The 18737-nt window shown below is 39.0% G+C and carries 24 protein-coding genes; 6 read left to right on the top strand and 18 right to left on the bottom strand.

Features of this window, described 5'->3' with window-relative positions; genetic code table 11:
• The first annotated feature begins 79 nt into the window (after positions 1–79).
• From J7E63_RS06890 to J7E63_RS06900, 3 genes are all read left to right on the top strand, one after another.
• Positions 80–454 (top strand): DUF1360 domain-containing protein, encoded by a 375-nt coding sequence (locus J7E63_RS06890; protein ID WP_210427110.1) that lies wholly within the window; start codon positions 80–82, stop codon positions 452–454.
• A gap of 114 nt (positions 455–568) precedes the next feature.
• Positions 569–715, top strand: coding sequence for a hypothetical protein (locus J7E63_RS06895; protein WP_214715314.1), 147 nt, complete (start codon positions 569–571; stop codon positions 713–715).
• A gap of 245 nt (positions 716–960) precedes the next feature.
• Entirely contained in the window at positions 961–2496 is a 1536-nt protein-coding gene (locus J7E63_RS06900) for an FAD-dependent oxidoreductase (protein ID WP_215010784.1), read from the top strand.
• Between the two features lie 87 nt (positions 2497–2583).
• Here the strand turns inward: J7E63_RS06900 and J7E63_RS30065 are convergent, their stop codons facing one another.
• The 5 genes from J7E63_RS30065 to J7E63_RS06920 all read right to left on the bottom strand — a co-directional run bounded on the left by J7E63_RS30065 (position 2584) and on the right by J7E63_RS06920 (position 5779).
• Positions 2584–2718: a hypothetical protein gene (locus J7E63_RS30065; RefSeq protein WP_282599650.1), complete on the bottom strand. Its 135-nt coding sequence runs from the start codon at positions 2716–2718 to the stop codon at positions 2584–2586.
• Positions 2719–2855: 137 nt separating this feature from the next.
• Positions 2856–4001, bottom strand: a complete 1146-nt coding sequence (locus J7E63_RS06905; protein ID WP_215010785.1) for a DEAD/DEAH box helicase — start codon at positions 3999–4001, stop codon at positions 2856–2858.
• Between the two features lie 107 nt (positions 4002–4108).
• The gene (locus tag J7E63_RS06910; protein WP_215002912.1) at positions 4109–4408 is read right to left on the bottom strand and encodes a DUF5658 family protein; all 300 of its coding nucleotides are present in this window, start codon (positions 4406–4408) and stop codon (positions 4109–4111) included.
• A 156-nt stretch (positions 4409–4564) separates the two neighbouring features.
• Positions 4565–5413, bottom strand: a complete 849-nt coding sequence (locus J7E63_RS06915) for an MBL fold metallo-hydrolase (protein WP_251033402.1) — start codon at positions 5411–5413, stop codon at positions 4565–4567.
• Between the two features lie 156 nt (positions 5414–5569).
• Positions 5570–5779 (bottom strand): cation transporter, encoded by a 210-nt coding sequence (locus tag J7E63_RS06920; protein ID WP_215010786.1) that lies wholly within the window; start codon positions 5777–5779, stop codon positions 5570–5572.
• A gap of 158 nt (positions 5780–5937) precedes the next feature.
• Here J7E63_RS06920 and J7E63_RS06925 point away from each other — a divergent pair, with 158 nt between their 5' ends.
• Positions 5938–6642, top strand: coding sequence for a Crp/Fnr family transcriptional regulator (locus tag J7E63_RS06925; protein WP_215010787.1), 705 nt, complete (start codon positions 5938–5940; stop codon positions 6640–6642).
• On the opposite strand, the gene J7E63_RS06930 is transcribed toward J7E63_RS06925, so the two are convergent.
• The gene (locus J7E63_RS06930; RefSeq protein ID WP_215010788.1) at positions 6635–6886 is read right to left on the bottom strand and encodes an amino acid decarboxylase; all 252 of its coding nucleotides are present in this window, start codon (positions 6884–6886) and stop codon (positions 6635–6637) included. The genes J7E63_RS06925 and J7E63_RS06930 overlap by 8 nt on opposite strands.
• Positions 6887–7127: 241 nt before the next feature.
• On the opposite strand from J7E63_RS06930, the gene J7E63_RS06935 reads away from it, so the two are divergent.
• Positions 7128–7463 carry a hypothetical protein gene (locus J7E63_RS06935; protein ID WP_215010789.1) on the top strand — a complete coding sequence of 112 codons (336 nt, stop codon included), beginning with the start codon at positions 7128–7130 and terminating at the stop codon, positions 7461–7463.
• A 153-nt stretch (positions 7464–7616) separates the two neighbouring features.
• On the opposite strand, the gene kynB is transcribed toward J7E63_RS06935, so the two are convergent.
• The 4 genes from kynB to J7E63_RS06955 form a co-directional block, all read right to left on the bottom strand.
• The gene (gene kynB, locus J7E63_RS06940) at positions 7617–8237 is read right to left on the bottom strand and encodes an arylformamidase (protein ID WP_215010790.1); all 621 of its coding nucleotides are present in this window, start codon (positions 8235–8237) and stop codon (positions 7617–7619) included.
• 102 nt (positions 8238–8339) lie between these two features.
• Positions 8340–10322 carry a WG repeat-containing protein gene (locus J7E63_RS06945; protein ID WP_251033403.1) on the bottom strand — a complete coding sequence of 661 codons (1983 nt, stop codon included), beginning with the start codon at positions 10320–10322 and terminating at the stop codon, positions 8340–8342.
• A 122-nt stretch (positions 10323–10444) separates the two neighbouring features.
• Complete coding sequence (locus J7E63_RS06950; protein ID WP_215010791.1) at positions 10445–11458, bottom strand: 4Fe-4S binding protein; 1014 nt, start codon at positions 11456–11458, stop codon at positions 10445–10447.
• Positions 11459–11653: 195 nt separating this feature from the next.
• The gene (locus tag J7E63_RS06955) at positions 11654–12637 is read right to left on the bottom strand and encodes a Gfo/Idh/MocA family protein (RefSeq protein WP_215010839.1); all 984 of its coding nucleotides are present in this window, start codon (positions 12635–12637) and stop codon (positions 11654–11656) included.
• Positions 12638–12842: 205 nt separating this feature from the next.
• On the opposite strand from J7E63_RS06955, the gene J7E63_RS06960 reads away from it, so the two are divergent.
• Positions 12843–14498, top strand: coding sequence for a glutamine--tRNA ligase/YqeY domain fusion protein (locus J7E63_RS06960; RefSeq protein ID WP_215010792.1), 1656 nt, complete (start codon positions 12843–12845; stop codon positions 14496–14498).
• A 40-nt stretch (positions 14499–14538) separates the two neighbouring features.
• Here J7E63_RS06960 and J7E63_RS06965 read toward each other — a convergent pair whose 3' ends face one another.
• From J7E63_RS06965 to J7E63_RS07000, 8 genes are read right to left on the bottom strand one after another with little or no spacing between them, the layout of a single operon-like run.
• On the bottom strand, positions 14539–15600 hold the full coding sequence (locus tag J7E63_RS06965; protein ID WP_251033405.1) for a PAS domain-containing sensor histidine kinase: 1062 nt from the start codon (positions 15598–15600) through the stop codon (positions 14539–14541).
• Positions 15601–15619: 19 nt separating this feature from the next.
• A complete protein-coding gene (locus J7E63_RS06970) occupies positions 15620–16069 on the bottom strand; it encodes a GAF domain-containing protein (protein WP_215010793.1) in 450 nt (149 codons plus the stop codon).
• Between the two features lie 15 nt (positions 16070–16084).
• Positions 16085–16738, bottom strand: a complete 654-nt coding sequence (locus J7E63_RS06975) for a response regulator (protein ID WP_308161922.1) — start codon at positions 16736–16738, stop codon at positions 16085–16087.
• A 13-nt stretch (positions 16739–16751) separates the two neighbouring features.
• Positions 16752–17417: a sensor histidine kinase gene (locus J7E63_RS06980; protein WP_215010794.1), complete on the bottom strand. Its 666-nt coding sequence runs from the start codon at positions 17415–17417 to the stop codon at positions 16752–16754.
• 38 nt (positions 17418–17455) lie between these two features.
• Positions 17456–17737, bottom strand: coding sequence for a hypothetical protein (locus J7E63_RS06985; protein ID WP_215010795.1), 282 nt, complete (start codon positions 17735–17737; stop codon positions 17456–17458).
• Positions 17724–18035 (bottom strand): hypothetical protein, encoded by a 312-nt coding sequence (locus tag J7E63_RS06990; RefSeq protein WP_215010796.1) that lies wholly within the window; start codon positions 18033–18035, stop codon positions 17724–17726. The genes J7E63_RS06985 and J7E63_RS06990 overlap by 14 nt, the downstream gene beginning before the upstream one ends.
• Positions 18028–18219 (bottom strand): hypothetical protein, encoded by a 192-nt coding sequence (locus J7E63_RS06995; RefSeq protein ID WP_214715297.1) that lies wholly within the window; start codon positions 18217–18219, stop codon positions 18028–18030. The genes J7E63_RS06990 and J7E63_RS06995 overlap by 8 nt, the downstream gene beginning before the upstream one ends.
• Complete coding sequence (locus tag J7E63_RS07000; RefSeq protein ID WP_215010797.1) at positions 18209–18733, bottom strand: QcrA and Rieske domain-containing protein; 525 nt, start codon at positions 18731–18733, stop codon at positions 18209–18211. Before J7E63_RS07000 ends, J7E63_RS06995 begins: the two co-directional genes overlap by 11 nt.
• Positions 18734–18737: the final 4 nt, after the last annotated feature.

Raw genomic sequence — 18737 nt, forward strand, 5'->3', positions numbered from 1 at the left:
CAAAATATACAGGGAAATGAAAAATAAAATGGAGCTGTCCATTAGGGAGAGACCAAGTGGATTTTGGAGGATTGAAGACGTGGAAGATATCTCATGGATGACCTATATCATGTTAATTCTAGCGAGCTACCGTTTAACTCATTTAATTGTCTTTGATAAAATTACTGAATTTATCCGTAAACCTTTTGTTAAGAAAGTAAAAGTAGAAACGGACGATGGAGTGGAAACCAAGGAAGTTCCAACATCGATGTTTGGTTATTTGTTGAAATGTTATTGGTGTGCTGGTGTTTGGAGCGCTGTTTTACTTGGGGGAGCATATTTGCTCTTTCCGCGTATTACCTATGTGGTTATTTTAATTTTCTCGATTGCCGGCGGCCAGTCGATTATCGAAACCTTTGTCGGCGTCAATATAAAAAAAGTTGACTACTATGCCGCACTTAAGAAAAAAGACTAAAACAAAATAGTATATTTCCATCAGTGATTCATTGGAAAAATCCTCCCCCCTTATGCATATATTTTTAGAAAAGCTTAAGAAATGAATACTTAGGCTAGACAAAGGGGGAATACAATGTCTGCAATTTGGTGGGTCACAACGATTGGTTTTGTCTTATTTCTCGGTTGTATCGGAGGAACATTTTTCCATTTTGTCAGAAGCGCCTTAAATACTGAAGACTCTACCCGTATTGATCCATTAAAAATTGATAAAGAGGAATGATTCTTTCTTATTCAGTCAAAGCCAAGTTTAAGGTTTGTCATATGCGCCGGCATCTTGCTAAGTTAATTCAGATTCTGTAGACCACGGGTTCGTCATTATTAAACCTCTTAATATATAACGGGAAGAACCATGCATAAAGCAAGGTTCTTTTTTTGCGACTAAGGAAATATTTCCATTCCTACATTAATTTTATCACTTTTGGAAAAATTAAATTTGATGTCATTTTTTAGGCTGGAGGAGTATATATGAGTTCATCTGAAAAAATCCCAAAATTTCCAAAAACGTATTGGCGTGAAATAGAATTACCTGCTTTTAATTCATTAGAACAAGATCTTTCTGTGCATGTTGCGATTGTGGGTGCCGGGATATCTGGAATAACCGCTGCCTATTTGCTGTCAAAGGAAGGCTTAAAGGTGGCCCTCTTAGAAGCAGGCAATGTCTTGAATGGGACTACTGGCCACACAACTGCAAAATTAACGGCACAGCATAACATTATTTATGATGAATTAATAAATCATTTTGGAGTAGAAAAAGCACGGCTTTATTATGAATCACATATGAATGCCATTCGATTTGTCGAAAGCTGCGTAGAGGAAAAGGGAATTGATTGTGATTTCAGTAAGCAAGACGCCTATGTTTATGCAACAACGGATGAGTATGTCGACAAGCTTAAAACGGAATGGGAAGCGTATAAAAGTCTAGAAATCGATGGGGCTTTAAAGGATACGATCCCCTTTAATATTCCTGCAAAAGGCGCTCTCATGATGCGCAATCAAGCGCAATATCATCCCCTTAAATTTCTAAAAGCACTTCTAGATGATGCGGTTAAGGCGGGCTGTTCTGTTTTTGAGAATACAGTCGCTTCAGACATTGAGGACGATGATACGGAACCAAAGGTTGTTACTAAGTCTGGTCATAGAGTATCATGCAAGCATGTGATTATTGCCTCCCATTTCCCTTTTTATGATAAACCAGGGCTTTATTTTGCGAGAATGTATGCGAGCAGGTCTTACGCAATCGGGATAAAAACCGATAAGGACTACCCTGGTGGCATGTATATCAGCGCCGATAACCCACCTCGATCGATTCGTTATACACCGCTTAATGGGGAAAAGGAAAAGTTATTGATCATCGGTGGTGAAAATCATAAAACGGGGCAAGGAATGGACACGCTTAAGCATTATGAAGCACTCGAAACGTTTGTTGAAGAGGTTTTTGGGATTAAGGAGTACGATTATCGCTGGTCTGCCCAGGATATGGTTACACTAGACAAACTTCCATATATTGGACATTACACTGAAGGCCGTGAGAATGTTTTAGTGGCCACGGGTTATAAAAAATGGGGGATGACAACAGGGATTCTCGCGGGTCACTTGTTGACCGATTATGTTATGGAAAGGGACAACCCATATATGGAGCTCTATACACCGTCCCGATTCCAAGCTGATCCCGACTTAAAGAGTGTCATCACCACCAATGCAGATGTGGCTAAACATCTAATTAAAGGCAAACTTGAGTATACGGATAAGTCCGCAGATGATTTACAGGTGGGTGAAGGCTCCGTTGTCATGTATAACGGAAAAAGAGCCGGCGGTTATAAGGATGAAAACGGTAAACTTTATGTTGTCGACACCACCTGCACCCATCTTGGCTGTGAGTGTGAATGGAATCATGCTGAAAAATCTTGGGATTGCCCGTGCCATGGTTCACGTTATGCTTATTCAGGCGATGTTATTGAAGGCCCCGCTAAAAAAGCTCTTAAATTACTTGCAGAAGAGTGATTTTCGTCGTGTTTAACAAGATATCTACAGATGTGATGACCTCCCATAAAAAAAGCGCCTCCCTTATTAAAAAGGAGGCGCACTTTGTTATTTACTATTTGGACGGTTATGTTTTAGTGCTTCTCCAGTTGTAAATTCAACCAGTTCTTCACTATCTCTCATTGGTTTTTTGCGATTATTATTACGCTGAGCATTTTGATTACCAAGCTTCTGTCTTCCCACACTACCATCTCCTTTTTCGAGAAATACATTGATAGTATGAGTGAAAATAATTAGTCTTATTCTTTTTTGAGGACTGGAGCTTTTTCTAAATTTAGTCATTTGCTCATAATACTAGTTCCTTGGATGTAAGTTCGCCATTATCTCCGTAATTTCTGGTCTCTTTGTCCTTCTTCAGAAATCAGACCTTTGTAAAACACTCTTATATGCAACGGAACGTTTAACTCACGGCAATACTGTTTCAATTCTCTTTCTTCCCTTTCGGTAACAAGCGAGATTACAATCCCATTTGCACCCATTCTTCCTGTTCTTCCAGCCCTGTGCACATATTGCGATATATCCTTCGGAGAATCGATATTGACCACATGGGTAACCCCTTGAATATCAAGTCCTCTCGCCGCCACATCTGTAGCAATAAGCATGTTCATTTTGCCATCACGGAAAGACTTTAATGCAGCCTGCCGTTCGAGCTTTTTCATGTCGCTATGCAAGATTCCGATCGATAAATCTTTAAAATGTAATTTTTCCTTAAATACTTCAATTTCACCAATATCATTAATAAACGCAAGCGATTTACTATTTTCTAAGCGCGTGATTTTTTCGAGGAGCTTGATTTTATCTCTTGGATCACATGAAAAATAAATATGCTCGACTTCTCCAGACGAAGCAAGTTCATCCTTTTCGATGCGAAGAACTTCTGGGTCTTTCGTCATTTCTTTTGCCAATTTCTCTGTTGCCGGTTTCATTGTAGCAGAAAACAAAACAACTTGGCGGTCACTCATGGTTGATTTTACAATGTTTTGGACAGTATTAAGATGCTCGTGAATAAGTAATTGATCACCCTCATCGAGAACAACCAATTTTACTTCATGCATTTTCACCTTTTTCTGTTTGATCAGTTCAAATAAACGACCAGGTGTTGCAAAAATAACATGCGGGCGTTTCTTTAATTTTTCAAGCTGGCGTTTCATATTGGCTCCGCCAATAATCGAAGTGCCCCTTATTCCGCTGCCTTCCGACCATTTTTGAAATTCTTGATAGACCTGCATTACCAGCTCTTGCGAAGAAGCTAACACAACCGCTTGCAAAGATTGTAGACTTGGGTCCATTTTATCTAACAATGGCAGCAAATAAGCCAGCGTTTTTCCAGTACCTGTCGGTGACTCGGCAATTAAATTCTTGCCTTCAAGAATCATTGGAATAGCGGCTTCTTGAATGGAAGTCGGCTGTTGAAATCCTGACTTTTCCCAGGCTTCCTGCAAGTATGGTTTTAAGGTATTTAACATATTGAACTCCTTTATATAAAAATCATTTTTCTTATTATTTGTCTTTCCATATCGTATTGATACTAACTGAATAACCTTGGAGTGTCTAGTTGGGAATAGAGGAAAAGTCATGATGCAGTATTTAAGTAGAGGACAATCCACACCATATGATATACCAGGACGGAGAGATAAAGAACACAAGTAGAAACCAAAAGAGTCCGAATCCACCCTTTTAGTGGTCGCAAGTAGAACAAACCAAGCAACAAGAGGGGCAGAAAGATTTTTATGATGTAAAAATAGGACCAGCTTTTTTCAATTACAAGCTTCATCATTGGATTTCCCTCTTCAACAATACCTGAAACAATTCCAAAATGAGTTAAAACAGCATCCAACAGTCCAGCAACTAGTAAAAAGAAACAGAGTCTCATTATTTCCACCTCGAATGAATTAGTTCAATTAGTCTCCATTATTTCTAATGATATCTATGCTGATACCAAAGAGTTTTTCTTCCGTTCTCAAAAACGAACATATAAGTGATATAAAAGAGCTGCATGAGTCAACAGCCCTAGTCACTTCAGAAATTACTAATTCACATATTTCCCACTGTCAGGCCGGCCAATCTCAGCAAAATGCTCCACTAAATAATTTAGATTTTCTGCTAGGTCCTCCCCACTCATCGGAAGACCATGACCAGTCACTGCTACTTCTGGCTTGAGTGCTTCTAACTTTTTTACGGAATCAAAAGCAGCATCCCAGTCAGTAGTGTAATATTTTGGGGGACCGCTAATCTCTTGTGTTTGCGTCATTACTTTATATAGAGATTCTTGTTTTACCGTCACAAATGCATCTCCCACAATCAGCGCCCGGTCTTGTTCACGGAATAAGGAAATATGGCCCGGCGTATGCCCTGGTGTATGTACCCATTTCCAATTAGGCATATTTGGAACAGTTCCGTCGGCAGGAAGCGCATGAACATGGGCACTTATATCAATCCCATGGTTCGGAAACATCGGCGACATTTTTGCAACAAGTCCACTATCAACATTTGGGTCACCCGGCGGATAATCTAACTTTCCTGTCAAATAAGGGAGTTCCAGCTCATGTGCATAAACCGGAATCTCCCATTCCTCCAACAATTCAGCCACTGATCCGACATGATCAAAATGTCCATGCGTTAATACGATCGCTTTAGGAAGGGCACCCTCACCAAAACGTTCTTCAACCATTTCTTTTATCTCATCTGCTGACTTAGGCATGCCCGTGTCAATTAGAACAAAATCCTCCGACTCATTCGGGTTGCCTACAAGTACTAGGTTCACGATTTTGTCGGTGTAACAATAAATATCAGGCAAAACTGCCATTCCAACTCCACTGCCGATTGAGGTCACTGGAAGAAAGGTTTCTTCAAATTTACTATCCTGATTGCGCTCCAAAAAAAAATCCCTCCCTTTTTGTTTATTATTTATCTGGAAGGGAAAATTATTACAACCTCTTATCCTTGTTTCTTTAATGTTAATATTATAACGAATTTTCCGTTCTTAATATAGTTTTATTTTCAAAAAAAAAAAACTGCCCACAAGGAGCAGCCTTTAATCAAATGTTCGCAAAGTCATTTTATACAGATTACGATTAATTTCCTCCGAATGAATAATATTTTCATTGAAGCTTATTTTGATTTTTCCACAACCGGACATGATCTTTACTTTTTCAATCCCATTGGTTCTTTGCATCTCTCTTTTAATCTTCCCGATACATCCTGAGCAAGCGACCTCATTCAATGCCAATTCCATGATACTCATTCGAAACAATCACCTCTTGTTTTTATTTTATTGTAATGCGAATCGTTCTCATTAACATTGACCTATATCAAGAAAAGCAGAATTGATGTAAATCACTACAAAGATTGATCAAAACAGATACTATTAAGTTAATAGAAATGTGGAGGAGTGACTTAAGAATGTGTTGTAACCATTGCTGCTTTCAGGAATCATCGTGCATTACATCCGTACCTGTTTTTAATGGAATGAAGGAAGCGGATCGTCAACAGCTGCAAAAGGTAACAAGAAGCAGAAGCTTTGTGAAAGGAGAATTTATTTTTCGAGAAGGAGAACATTCAGAAACATTATTCGTTGTCAATGAAGGACTGATCAAGTTAACAAAAATGTCCCCAGAAGGGAAAGAACAAATTGTTAGATTACTGTTCCCTGGGGATTTCTTTGGATTATTTTCATTATTAAAAAATGAAAAACACTATATGAATGCAGAAGCCGTGGGATCATCAACGGTTATTTGTTATATCGAAAAAAAGGACTTTCTTAAAACAATGGAAAATAACGCGGAGTTGTCCTACCAATTCTTACTGGCTGTAAACGACAGGCTATTTGAAGCAGATGAGTCGGTTGGTTTCCTAAGTTTACTAGAGGTTGAACAACGGCTTGCAAGAGCACTTATTCTCTTTCATAATAAAATGATTGCTAAAAACGGGACCTTTTCCTTGCCAATCACAAAAAAGGATTTAGCTAGTTATATTGGAACAACTCCAGAATCGGTAAGCAGAAAGTTGTTGTCGTTCATTTCGCAAAAGCTGATTAGCATGGACGGACGCCGCCAAATACAGATTCTAGAGTTGCACCGGCTTAAGCAGATCGCAGGTATTAGTTAATTTCATCTAACTTTATTGCCATTAGTCTAAAATGCATGGGTTCCATTTCGTTGACAATTACATTCATACCTAATGATTGCAAACTGCCAATAAGCGGTTCACCACGATGTGGCAAATGAATTTCAAATAAGGTTCCTACAGGTGCAGCTTTCACAAAGTTTATTATTTCTCGCCGCGGATGTTCCCCCTTTGCAATGCGCTCGCGGATATCCATGACTGCTTTTTTATCAACTATTTCAAACATAGTTCTCGCTCCCCTTTGTTTAAAGTTTAAGTTTATGCTTCAGTTTATCACCATTCTTCTTTAATGAAATTGATTTATATGGCTCAATACACTGTGTATTCCTATGGTTTGGCAGACATTTGGTTAGATTAAAGAGTTTTAAATTCGAAAGCTTTGTGAACAATCCCTTCAATTTGATATCACCTTCAAGAATCGGTGATAGAATGAACAACAAGAAGATTTCAATATAGTGGAGTTGAAAATGATGTTTAATAAGATTTCTCTTATCACATCAATGTTGTTTTTTCTATTAGGAACTAATGTCTTTGACGATTCTAGATTAGAAGTCTCTTCTCCTCAAAATAATCGATTATTAAGCCAAACAGTTCAGGTTATCCCCTTAACCACTGTTAATCATAAAATAGTATCAGCAAATAAAAAGACCATGACACAAATGGAGCATGCCTCATCGACTCCTAAACAAGAGAAGGATGCTGAGCCTACCTTTAATAATTATGTTATTCCTGTTTTGGCCGGTTTATTTTTTATCTTCGGACTGGGGAGTTACTGGCTAGTATTTCGTAGAAAACATACTTAGAACGAAGAGACTCTGGAGGTTCTTTCCTTTTAAATTGATGTGTTATTGCTTAAACCAAACAAATCTGATTGTGGCCTTTAACAGAAGAAGCGTGAATCCAGTTTAGTTGAGATTCACGCTTCTTTTTTAATCCATAATGGTGCCTGACACCATTCATTTCTGACGCAGGACTGCGCGAACTGGACTCCCGTCTCCTTCGACTAATGGGAGCGGCAGGGCAATGAGTTCGTAATCTCCTGGTTCAATTTCATCGAGCATTAGTGACTCTAGGATGTGAATTCCATGTTCATTCAAGCTATGATGGGCAGGCAGCTCTTTACTGTCGATTGGATCAACAGATGGAATATCCAAGCCGATAAGCTGAATCCCTTTCCTTCCTAAGAAAGGAGCTAAGTTTGGCTCAATATGTGGGATCTTTTCAGGGAATTGATTGGGATTTTCCCACGCAAGGGTTCTGAACAACACCCGTTTGCACCCATCAAGATCCATCTCTCTTAAATCAACTGCACCAATGCTTTCCTTTCCAATCATATCAATAACCTTCGCTGGACCGATGTATAGATTAAGGTCCAACTCAATGATTTTTTTTCCTGCGTTATCAAAATGAAACGGAGCATCCACATGTGTTCCCGTGTGGGTACTTAATTCGAGTCTGCCAACATTAACAGAGCCGCTTTCCTCCATTGGCCATGAGACCTCGTATTTAAAGGTGGTATCACCCGGCCAGACTGGCATCCCGTTTATTAGCTTTCTAGAAACATCAAAAATCTTCATTCCAATACACTCCTCTATACACTACTCTTGACTGTATCACCATTATTTCATTCTTTTTCATTAGAATCCATGAAAAAAAGACAGGTTTGATTCCTGCCTTTGTTAATGAAACGATTTCCAAAATTCACTGTTACCATTAATGATGTTCTTTAAGTCCTCAAAAGGGATGGTAAAGGTAGGGAATCCAGCAGCAAAAGCGGCGATTTCATATGGATTAAAGTAGATATTCAAGCCCGCCTCACTAATAAAAAATGGCTGATCAGCTTGGATTCCATGGTACTCATCAGGAAATAGATAAGAAGAATATTTTTCATTACTTTTTATTTGATCACCAATCATATCACTGATTATTTTCACGTACGGGCTGCCAGACTTAAAGAGGTCTTTTAATTGATAGATCGAGCCTGTTTTTAGGTTAATATGAGCATATTTTTCCACTGGCATACCGTGAGCGGCACAAAACGGGTAGTCATACCCTGTTATCTTAATGATCAGTAAATTTTTCTCGTAAAGGGTAACCTCAAAATCCCCCGTATAATTCGATTCCAATTGTGTGTGTGCCGGCATGGGTTTTACCCCCGCCAGTTCCTTTAAAGCATGATTTACTTTTTCCTGATGAATTTTCATACCTTCAATCTGCGGGAAATAGACTAAATAATCCTTATTCGGCTTATATTTTTGCTCCACAACTGAGTAGTTATTATTTAGCGGGACAATCGTGGCTTGCTTCCAGAGCAACTCACCATTTTGATTAAAATAGTTCAGGCGCTCGTCAACATCACCTTTGATTAACGTTTTCTCAAAACTAAGCGAGCCACTGCCCCTGACCATTGGCAGCTGTTCGATCCTCTTTCCAAGTTTGTCAATAAAGAAAGTATGCTGAGCATCGGAGACAGAGGCAAGGCCGTCCTGAAATTTCGTGATTCCATTAAAGTTAAATCCTGTAAGGATATGACCACCCGAATCTGCTAAGGCGTAAATAGACCTCATACAGGGTAGTTTCGGATCCATCTCTTTCCCGATGGCAAAGCGTCCCTCATCTAGATATAAGATTTGGTTATAGTTTGGCTTAATCACATAATGGCCAGTTCGATCAATAACGCCATACTGTTCCCTATTATTATCTGACAAATTAACAATGGCACGTCCGTCTATAAATGACTCTGCAGATGAAAATTTAGGCTCTATGACGATTTTTCCCTGTTCATCGATATATCCAATCTTCCCATCTTTGTTTTCCTTAAATGCAAGCAAACCTTGGCCATAATTACTGACATAAGCATAAGGGTACGATTGTAATATCTTTCCGGTAAGGTCGATTAATTGAAAACTGCCATCTTTTGTTTTTACAATTGCTTTCCCCTGATCAAAATCACTAGCGGCTTCAAAGGTTATCGGAATAACCACTTTCCCTCGTTTATTCAAATAACCATATAAATACCGCCCATGCTCATCTTCTTCTACAGCACGTACGCGCCCCTCTTTATACTCTCCGACAATAATCGAATAAGCCCGATCCGTGATTTCTTTGCCACTTTCATCAATCACCTTGAATCCTTGAGGGTCGTTGACAACGGCCCGGCCTTCTGAAAAAGGATTAATTGTATCGTATTTGGGCTGCACAATAAAATACCCTTGGGCATTAATAATTCCTGATTTGTCCATTAAACCAACAATAGCTAAACCATTCTCCTGAAAATCCTCGGCATGCTCATAGCTGTTAGGAAGAATCTGTTTCCCTTTCGCATTGATATAGCCCCACTTCTTTCCGCCAATTTCCTTCATCACCACTGGGAAAAGGTAGACGGCTCTTGTCTCTCGAAAAATTGAAAGCGCTCGGACTGCCTTTTTCTCCACCTCAGGAGGCATGGGATAATAATATATAAAATGACCAAAGTAATTTTTCAGAACAAATAAATAGGGCTTTCGGTTAAGACGATACACCCCAAATATTTCATAAAGGCCATCCCCATCTATATCCATATATTGGAGCATCGCTTGTGAATCTCGATATTCCAATTCTGCTCCAGCTGGGAGGTATGGCACTATCCAAGTTATTAATTCTCTGTTAGATTCAAACATCATGACTCACCCATTTTAGTTTTCTATATTTATATGATGAAATATGGGCTATGTGTTTAACCCATGATATAGAAAACACCGCTATTTTGACGATTTCAAAATAGCGGTGTTTTACTATTAAACCATTATTTTATGTTTTTGGCTTCTGGGATTAGTTGTTTCCATTCTTCATAGGAGATGATTGAATCCCAGTGACCTGTTATTTTTGCAAAAGTAATAATAAGGAAAAACAGCACGAAGAAGGTTACTGGAACAAACCATTTATTTACCTTTTTACGAGCAACCGTCATGTTAAGCGTGTCTTTTACCGGGCATGCCTCCACACAGGACATACAAGCGGAACAATTAAGAGAATTTACATTCTCCACCTTGTGTACCTTTAATCGTTGCGGACAAACCTTTGTACACATTTCGCAGTTTGTACAAGTATCTTCATTCCGCTCAATTTTTGTAATCCTAAAGATACTTCCAAGACCAATTAATGCACCGTATGGACAGAGGAAACGGCACCAAAAGTTTCTAAAGAATATTGACAGGATGAAGATCACAATAATAAACTTCAAGGCAAAGCCGCCAAGATTTGTGAATAAAAGAAGCATTTTTACATCGGAGACCTTATTATACGGTTCCTCGAGAAAGCTTTTAGCAGTAAAAGTAGGCATTTGAACAACCATTAAGACAAAAAATAACATCAATAAGTATTTCATAGGTGTTAAAATCCAGGTCAACCATCGTGGAATTTCAAAATTCCTTTTAAACATCTTTCTGCCAAACCAGGCAAACATTTCACTAAATGTTCCAACTGGACAAATCCAACTGCAGAACGACTTACGAAGAATAATTCCTGCACCGACAAAAAATGCTAGTAAAACAAGACCCGCAGGATGAATAACATCAAACTCTCCACTCGTCAGCCAAACCTTTAAGGCGACCAAGCCGCTGATTGGCAAAAACCCTTCGACCGCAGATGGCCGATCAACAAAAGGGGTTTTTCCAAGGGTTTCAAAATGCAGATAAAATTGATAAAACTGCAGACCAACATATAGTAAAAACAGCAGAAACAAGCCCTGAACGATATATCTTGTAATTTGCACAGGCTTACGTTTCAACTGTTTCTTATACCACGCTTTTGACTTCATAAGGGTTTCCTCCAATCCTGTTACATCAACTATAAAGAACATACAATGCATGGAATATGATAAAAGTCATTGAGAATATTGAATTCATAAAGAGTTCACATAACCATTCTTAAAAATATCAACTAAGTTCCTTACCATTGAAGAAAACCCCATAAGAAAAGGCCAGAGGATGTATCCCCTGGCCTTTTTTTGTTTCTATTTTTCCGAAGCAAATAAAATATTATTTTGTTTCCTTGCCTCTTCTGTGATTCGAAGGACAATTTCGCTCCAACTTTTTAATTGCTGATATTCTTGATCATTTTGGGTTTCAATAATCCTGGCAATATTCTTACATTCATAAACCATATTTTGTTCATCTAGATCGACACTCAAGGTCTCGCTCTCTAATCCACGGTTGTCAACGAAGGTTATTTTTGAAATCGGGGCCGCATCTTCGAGGACAAAGGTTCCCTTTTCTCCATGTATTTCACACGGTAATTCCGAATGAGATATTTTCGAACAAAGGATTGTACAAACAAAATCGTCATACGTTAACACAAGTGTTCCACTTCCATCCACACCGCTGCGGAGGAGGACCGGGTGATAGGTTACCTGCTTGGGCTCACCAAACAACCCGACGGCTAAATAGAGTGGATAAACACCTAAATCAACAAGTGCGCCGCCAGAATAGGTAGCAGAAAAAATATTTGGTTCCTCCCCTTGTAAAAATAAATCATAACGGGAGGAATATTTCATGTATGGTAACATGGTACTTCGCAACTCCCCGACCATAGGGAGCTTGTCCTTTAATATTTTGAAATTAGGGGTATGCACATTTCGAATTGCTTCAAATAAATAAACCCCATTTTCCGCCGCTGTCTGGTATGCCTTAGCCAACTCTGCACTATTTGAAAATATCGGTTTTTCGCAGATCACGTGTTTCTTATTTTTCAAAAACATTAGTGTCTGGTCAAAATGGACTGAATTTGGCGATGCTATGTATACAGCTTCTATTTCAGAACTTAACGCCATCTCCTCTAGATCTGTATAAAAATTAGGAACGTTATATGTATCTGCAAATTGTTTCGCTTTATCCTCTGTTCTGGAATAGACACTAGTTAATTGCCATTGACCGCTAAGTTGTGCTGCTTGGATAAAGGATTCAGTAATCCACCCTGTCCCGACTGTACCGAAGTTAATCATTGTACTTCCCCTTCCTTTATATATCTTCAAGAAACCATTGTAGTCTTTTTCAACCACACTTGCCAATTCCGAATATAAAAAAAAATGAGCAAACATTCCATTTTATGTGTGTTTTTCACATGAATTGTAGGGAACAATGGAAAAATATCATTATTTATGTTATTTATAAAGTAGTAGTTAAGAATGAAAGAGGTTGAAAAGGGTGGAAAATCATACATCAAATTTTATTAAAGATATTATGATAAAAGATTTGGAGTCCGGAAAGCACAACAAAATCGTCACTCGGTTCCCGCCAGAGCCAAACGGTTATTTACATATCGGACATGCAAAATCGATTGTAATCAACTTCGGCTTGGCAGATGAATTTAACGGGCTTACCAATTTACGCTTTGACGATACGAATCCGTTAAAGGAAGATATCGAATATGTAAATTCGATCAAAGAAGATGTAAAATGGTTAGGCTTTGAATGGGATAACTTATTATTTGCATCGAATTATTTTGAAGAAATGTTTAGGAGAGCAGTTCTTTTAATTAAAAAAGGATTAGCCTATGTTGATGACCTGTCAGCGGATGAAATTCGTGAATACCGTGGAACACTTACCGCGCCCGGCAAAAATAGCCCCTATCGCGATCGCTCCATAGAAGAAAACCTTGAATTATTTGAAAATATGCGAAATGGTATGTACGACAACGGTAAAAAGGTCCTGCGGGCAAAGATTGATATGTCATCAGCAAATATTAATTTACGTGATCCTGTTATTTACCGTATTGCTCATGCAACACATCATAACACGGGCGATAAATGGTGCATTTATCCAATGTACGCATTTGCTCATCCACTCGAAGATGCGATTGAAGGGGTAACTCATTCGATCTGTACGATTGAATTTGAGGATCAACGCCCCCTTTATAATTGGATTGTTGAAAACTGTGAAATGGAAAGCATCCCACAACAAATTGAATTTGGCCGCTTAAATGTAACCAATACTGTGATGAGTAAACGAAAGCTGAAGCAATTGGTTGACGAGGGATTTGTTGATGGCTGGGATGATCCGCGTATGCCGACGATTTCCGGGATGAGAAGAAAAGGATTTACACCAGAATCGATTCGTGCTTTTGTCAGTGAAACTGGCGTTCATAAGGGTTCAGGTGCAGTTGATTCACAAATGCTTGAACATTTTGTCCGTGAAGATTTGAAATTAAAAGCACCTCGTACCATGGGTGTAATCAACCCATTAAAGGTAGTCATCACGAATTATCCAGAAGGACAAATTGAATTGCTTGATGCCGAAGTCAATTCAGAAAATCCTGAGATGGGATCAAGGAAAATTCCATTCTCTCGTGAAATCTATATTGAACAAGACGACTTCATGGAGGAACCACCTAAGAAGTATTTCCGTCTATTCCCAGGCAACGAGGTCCGCCTTAAAAACGCTTATTTCATTAAATGTGAAGAAGTTGTCAAAGATCCAAATGGTAAGGTCGTCGAACTGCGCTGTACCTATGACCCTGAAACAAAAAGTGGTACAGGTTTTACTGGCAGAAAAGTAAAAGGAACCATTCATTGGGTGGAAGCAGCCCATGCAGTTCCTGCTGAATTCCGACTTTATGAGCCGCTTATTTTGGATACAGCTGATGAAGCTGACGGGGCTGAAAAATCCTTCCTTGATAACGTTAATCCACATTCACTTGAGGTGTTACAAGGTTTTGTAGAACCAAACATGAAGGAAAGCAGACCGCAGGAAAAATTCCAATTCTTTAGACACGGTTACTTCAACGTCGATCCCAAAGAAACGACAGTCGATAAGTTAGTATTTAACAGGATTGTTTCCTTAAAAAGTTCTTTTAAAATATAACAGTAAAGAACCAGGCGCAAAACATTGCCTGGTTCTTTTTCTATTCTATAATAGAGATGGGTACTTCTAAGATAAGTTTGGTTCCCATCCCAGGGGAAGAACTAATAAATAGTTCTCCTCCGACAGAGCGAGCACGCTCATCCATACTAAACAAACCTACACCCACGGATTGATTTTTAATCTCAAAACCCTTTCCTTTATCCTCAACCATCACCCTGACGATATCATCCAGCTCTCTAACAGTCACTGTTGCTTCGGTAACTTCTGCATATTTTCGGATATTTGTTAGCGCCTCCTGAATAATCCGGTAAATCGTAAGTTCAATGCTGATGTTCAAGCGGCGGTTTAACACGCATTCAAAATAAACATCAATATTATAGTGGTCAGAGTAACGTGATAGAAATGAGCGAATGGCTGGTACTAAACCTAAGTCATCCAGGACCGACGGCCGCAGCTCCCATGAGATTTCGCGGATTTCTTCGATTAACTGGGTTGCTTCTGTTTGCATCTGTGAAAGAAGCGGATGATCCATTTCGGCAAGGAGTCTATTGATCGTTATTAAATGACTATAAAGGTTTTGACCGATACCATCGTGTAAATTACGTGACAAGCGCTTACGTTCTTCTTCTTGAACATTGATGATGGTTGTCATCATGTTTTGAAGTTCTCGTTCGACTCGCTTTCGCTCGGTGATCTCATAACGAATCGCTAAGTATTGATAAGGCTTTCCTTTTTCATTTAAAAAAGGGACAATCGTGGTATCCATCCAATAATTTGTACCATCTTTTGCCCTGTTACAAATTTCACCTTTCCAGACTTCACCGGAACCAATTGTTCTCCACATTTTTTTAAAAAATTCTTTTGAATGGTACCTGGAATTCACAATTCGATGATCTTGACCCAGCAGTTCTTCCCTGGAATATTTCGAGATATGACAAAATTGATCATTTACATATGTAATCATCCCCCGAGAATCTGTGATGGCAACAATAGAAGATTCATCGAGCGCAAACTTTATATCTATCAATTCTTGCATCGATTTTTTTAATTCTATCTCAAGGTCTGCGAGATTATTTGCAGGCTGGTCCATTTTCTTGTCCATTAGCATCCCCCTGCATCTTTCATAGTATCTGCTCCTTTAATATCTGTTCCATGGCTTGAGCGGATTCTCTTACATACTGCTGATCTTGTTCAGTAAACGTTGTGGTTCTCCTATTACCAATGAGCAAAACTCCTTTTGGAACAGTATTAAAAAATAAAGGGACGGCATAGGAGGAAACAAGTTTTTCAGCAAGCATAATTGGATAATCTGTTACTTTTCCGATAACTCCATTCGGAAAATCTGTTATCATCATCGGACTGCCGCTTGAGATTATTTTTCCCGCGATCCCTTTACCGAACCGGACGGTTATTCTTTTGTATTTATCATTTAAATTAGCGGATGCATAATGCCACCTAACATCCGGGCCCACTTCATTTTGCAACGCCAAGGCTACAAATTCGCAGCCTACCACAGCCATAAGACTGTCGCAAACCTTGATAACCTCTTGCAGTTCCATAATCTCTTTCATCCCAAGTAACTCTCCTTAAATACCATAACCTAATAAACCTTTCCTAACTGCGTATTCCACTAACTCAGGTCTGGTTTTCATCTGAAGTTTCTCCATCAAGTTACCTTTATGGGTTTCGACCGTTTTTACACTGATTACCAGCTGTTCAGCAATTTCCTTATTGGAATACCCTTTAGCAATAAGTGTTAGAACTTCTTTCTCCCGCTCGGATAAAAGATTATACGTATCATTCCCATCTTGTTTTACGCTGCTCAAATATTCTTCCATCAATCGCTTCTGTGCAGATGGATGTAAATAGGCATCCCCGACTGCAACTGATTCGATTGCTGACATTAGTTCATCATGTGGGGCGCTTTTTAAGATACAGCCTGAAGCTCCCCCTTGAATTGCTCGAAAAAGGTATTCTTCATCATCATGCATCGTGAGGATCAAAATATTTATTTCCGGCCTTAGCTTTTTTAATTCGGTCGTTGCCGACAAGCCGTCTTTTCCATGTGGCATACTTAAATCCATGACCACGACATCCGGTTTTAACTTCAAGGCTTTTTTGATTCCTTCATTGCCTTCTGATGCTTCACCAATTACTTCCATTTCAGGATTTGTGTTCAAAAGCATTTTTAAACCCATTCTAACTACGGCATGATCATCAACCAACAGAATCTTTATCACTCTTAACTCCCCTTTAATCCCTATTTACTAACGGAAGGGCTAGCACTATGGATGTTCCTTCTCCTATTTTAGAAGAAATGGTACACCGTCCGCCAGTCAGAAGCATTCGTTCTTTCATGGCCGCAATACCTGATGAAGGATTAATGAAATCGTTTTCGTCCTGTTGAAACCCTCTGCCGAAATCATAAATGGAAATTTTCAGCTCTTGCTCTGACCAAATAAAATTCATTTTTACATTGGATGTATCTGCATACTTGGCAATATTGGCAAGTGCCTCCTGGCATACACGAAATACAGTGATCCTATTTTTTTCAGATATCCACTTTTCTTCACCCGTTGAATCTAAATCCACAAGGATCCCAAACGTGGATGTATATAACTTAATATAGCTCCTCATGGCTGGTAGTAAACCAAGAGTAGTTAGGGTAGGCGGATGCAATTCAACCGAATGAAGCCTAATTTCTTGAATGGTCTTTTCAATCAATTGCGACATTTCGCGGGCATAACTTTTCATATGCGGCTCTTTTGCACCTGATTCAATAAACTGCAAGCCTGTTAAAATACTATATAGATTTTGTCCAACACCTTCGTGCAGCTCTATGGCAATCCGTTTTATTTCTTCCTCTTGGGAATGAATAATATAAGAACTAATCTGCTGTTTTGAATTAAATACATCCATCCCGCACCTCCGATTATAAAAAAAAGGCAGGTTCTTTTTTAAAAGACCTGTACCTTTTTTACAGTATACGTTAAGCCGCTCTCCGAATCAAAAGCCGACCATTGTCCATCCATCTGACTTACTCGACAAGAAATCGGTACCGCAAGAAAATAAAAATCATCAAAATAAAAGCGGATATGGGTTCCATCAGGACAGAACTGCACCTTTTTTATGGTTTTCTTCACAGCTGGCGCCTGATCTCCGCCATCCGCATCTTGAATCGCAATTGCTACCGGCACACCCACAAATTTGTTCAAGTCATCTAATTTAATGAGTTCCACAGCTGTTACATCCTCTCTTCACAGGATAGATGAACATCTTAAAGCCCTGCAAATACTCCCAAAACTTCTCAACGGCATTTTCCTCGATGAATTGAATCGTTTCTTCTTCAGAACCCCAGTCACTCATTCCTTTTATTTCAGCATTGACCATCTCTGCCCCATCGAGTGTTTTTTCCTCAAGAAACCAATTTAGGCGCTTTTTCGAAAAAGTGGTCTTCAATAACTCATTAATTTCATGGCTAAAGCCGCCTGCTTCTGGCCGGACAAAACAAAAATCAATATAGGTTTCACTAGTCATTGATATTCACACCTTTTTTATAAATAAGGAATGCGACTGGAAATAAAATAACGTTAATGACTGCAGCAATTATTGTATTAGTATAGTTTTCATAGAAGTATTGATGGACCATATATTGTGTAAAGATAATGTTTAACATCAAAACGGCTAAAAGTAACGCAACTGGCAAATAACTACGCTTCATAACGTTTCACCCCCACGGCATAAACCACACCATTTTCTACTTTCACATAAATTTTAGGAAGCGGACGTCTCGGTGGACCGGCAATCGGCGCACCGGTTTCGACATCGAATTTTCCGTGGTGGCAAGGGCAAAGCATTTCTCCCTCATCCTTTTTCCAAAACACAGGGCATCTTAAGTGGGTGCACGCATTTTGGTAGGCTACATATTTATTTTCGGAGAGTCTAATTAAAATAGCACTATCATGTTCACCAGGAAAAGCAAAGTCTACTGCATCTCCGATAGGCAGAGATTTAACATCGGTAATTTTTTGCTTTGGATATTTTTTATCGCCCAATCCTGTTAATTCTTTGGCAGCCAAGGCTCCCCAAGGAAGTGAAGAAACAGCGAAAACACCTGCCGCACCAACTAGTGTTTTCATAAATCCGCGTCGATCGAGCTTTCTTTCATTATTGCGGTTTATATTATGTGTGTAATTATCTTCTTTGAACGGGATTTTATTATTTTTATCTGTCATGCGA

It is taken from the genome of Bacillus sp. ISL-75 (assembly GCF_018613095.1).

Coding starts and splice junctions, on each gene's coding strand:
- J7E63_RS06895 (WP_214715314.1), top strand. CDS start 569: ATGTCTGCAATTTGGTGGGTCACAACGATTGGTTTTGTCTTATTTCTC.
- J7E63_RS06900 (WP_215010784.1), top strand. CDS start 961: ATGAGTTCATCTGAAAAAATCCCAAAATTTCCAAAAACGTATTGGCGT.
- J7E63_RS06905 (WP_215010785.1), bottom strand. CDS start 4,001: ATGTTAAATACCTTAAAACCATACTTGCAGGAAGCCTGGGAAAAGTCA.
- J7E63_RS06910 (WP_215002912.1), bottom strand. CDS start 4,408: ATGAGACTCTGTTTCTTTTTACTAGTTGCTGGACTGTTGGATGCTGTT.
- J7E63_RS06920 (WP_215010786.1), bottom strand. CDS start 5,779: ATGAGTATCATGGAATTGGCATTGAATGAGGTCGCTTGCTCAGGATGT.
- J7E63_RS06925 (WP_215010787.1), top strand. CDS start 5,938: ATGTGTTGTAACCATTGCTGCTTTCAGGAATCATCGTGCATTACATCC.
- J7E63_RS06930 (WP_215010788.1), bottom strand. CDS start 6,886: ATGTTTGAAATAGTTGATAAAAAAGCAGTCATGGATATCCGCGAGCGC.
- J7E63_RS06935 (WP_215010789.1), top strand. CDS start 7,128: ATGATGTTTAATAAGATTTCTCTTATCACATCAATGTTGTTTTTTCTA.
- kynB (WP_215010790.1), bottom strand. CDS start 8,237: ATGAAGATTTTTGATGTTTCTAGAAAGCTAATAAACGGGATGCCAGTC.
- J7E63_RS06945 (WP_251033403.1), bottom strand. CDS start 10,322: ATGATGTTTGAATCTAACAGAGAATTAATAACTTGGATAGTGCCATAC.
- J7E63_RS06950 (WP_215010791.1), bottom strand. CDS start 11,458: ATGAAGTCAAAAGCGTGGTATAAGAAACAGTTGAAACGTAAGCCTGTG.
- J7E63_RS06965 (WP_251033405.1), bottom strand. CDS start 15,600: ATGGACAAGAAAATGGACCAGCCTGCAAATAATCTCGCAGACCTTGAG.
- J7E63_RS06970 (WP_215010793.1), bottom strand. CDS start 16,069: ATGAAAGAGATTATGGAACTGCAAGAGGTTATCAAGGTTTGCGACAGT.
- J7E63_RS06980 (WP_215010794.1), bottom strand. CDS start 17,417: ATGGATGTATTTAATTCAAAACAGCAGATTAGTTCTTATATTATTCAT.
- J7E63_RS06990 (WP_215010796.1), bottom strand. CDS start 18,035: ATGACTAGTGAAACCTATATTGATTTTTGTTTTGTCCGGCCAGAAGCA.
- J7E63_RS06995 (WP_214715297.1), bottom strand. CDS start 18,219: ATGAAGCGTAGTTATTTGCCAGTTGCGTTACTTTTAGCCGTTTTGATG.
- J7E63_RS07000 (WP_215010797.1), bottom strand. CDS start 18,733: ATGACAGATAAAAATAATAAAATCCCGTTCAAAGAAGATAATTACACA.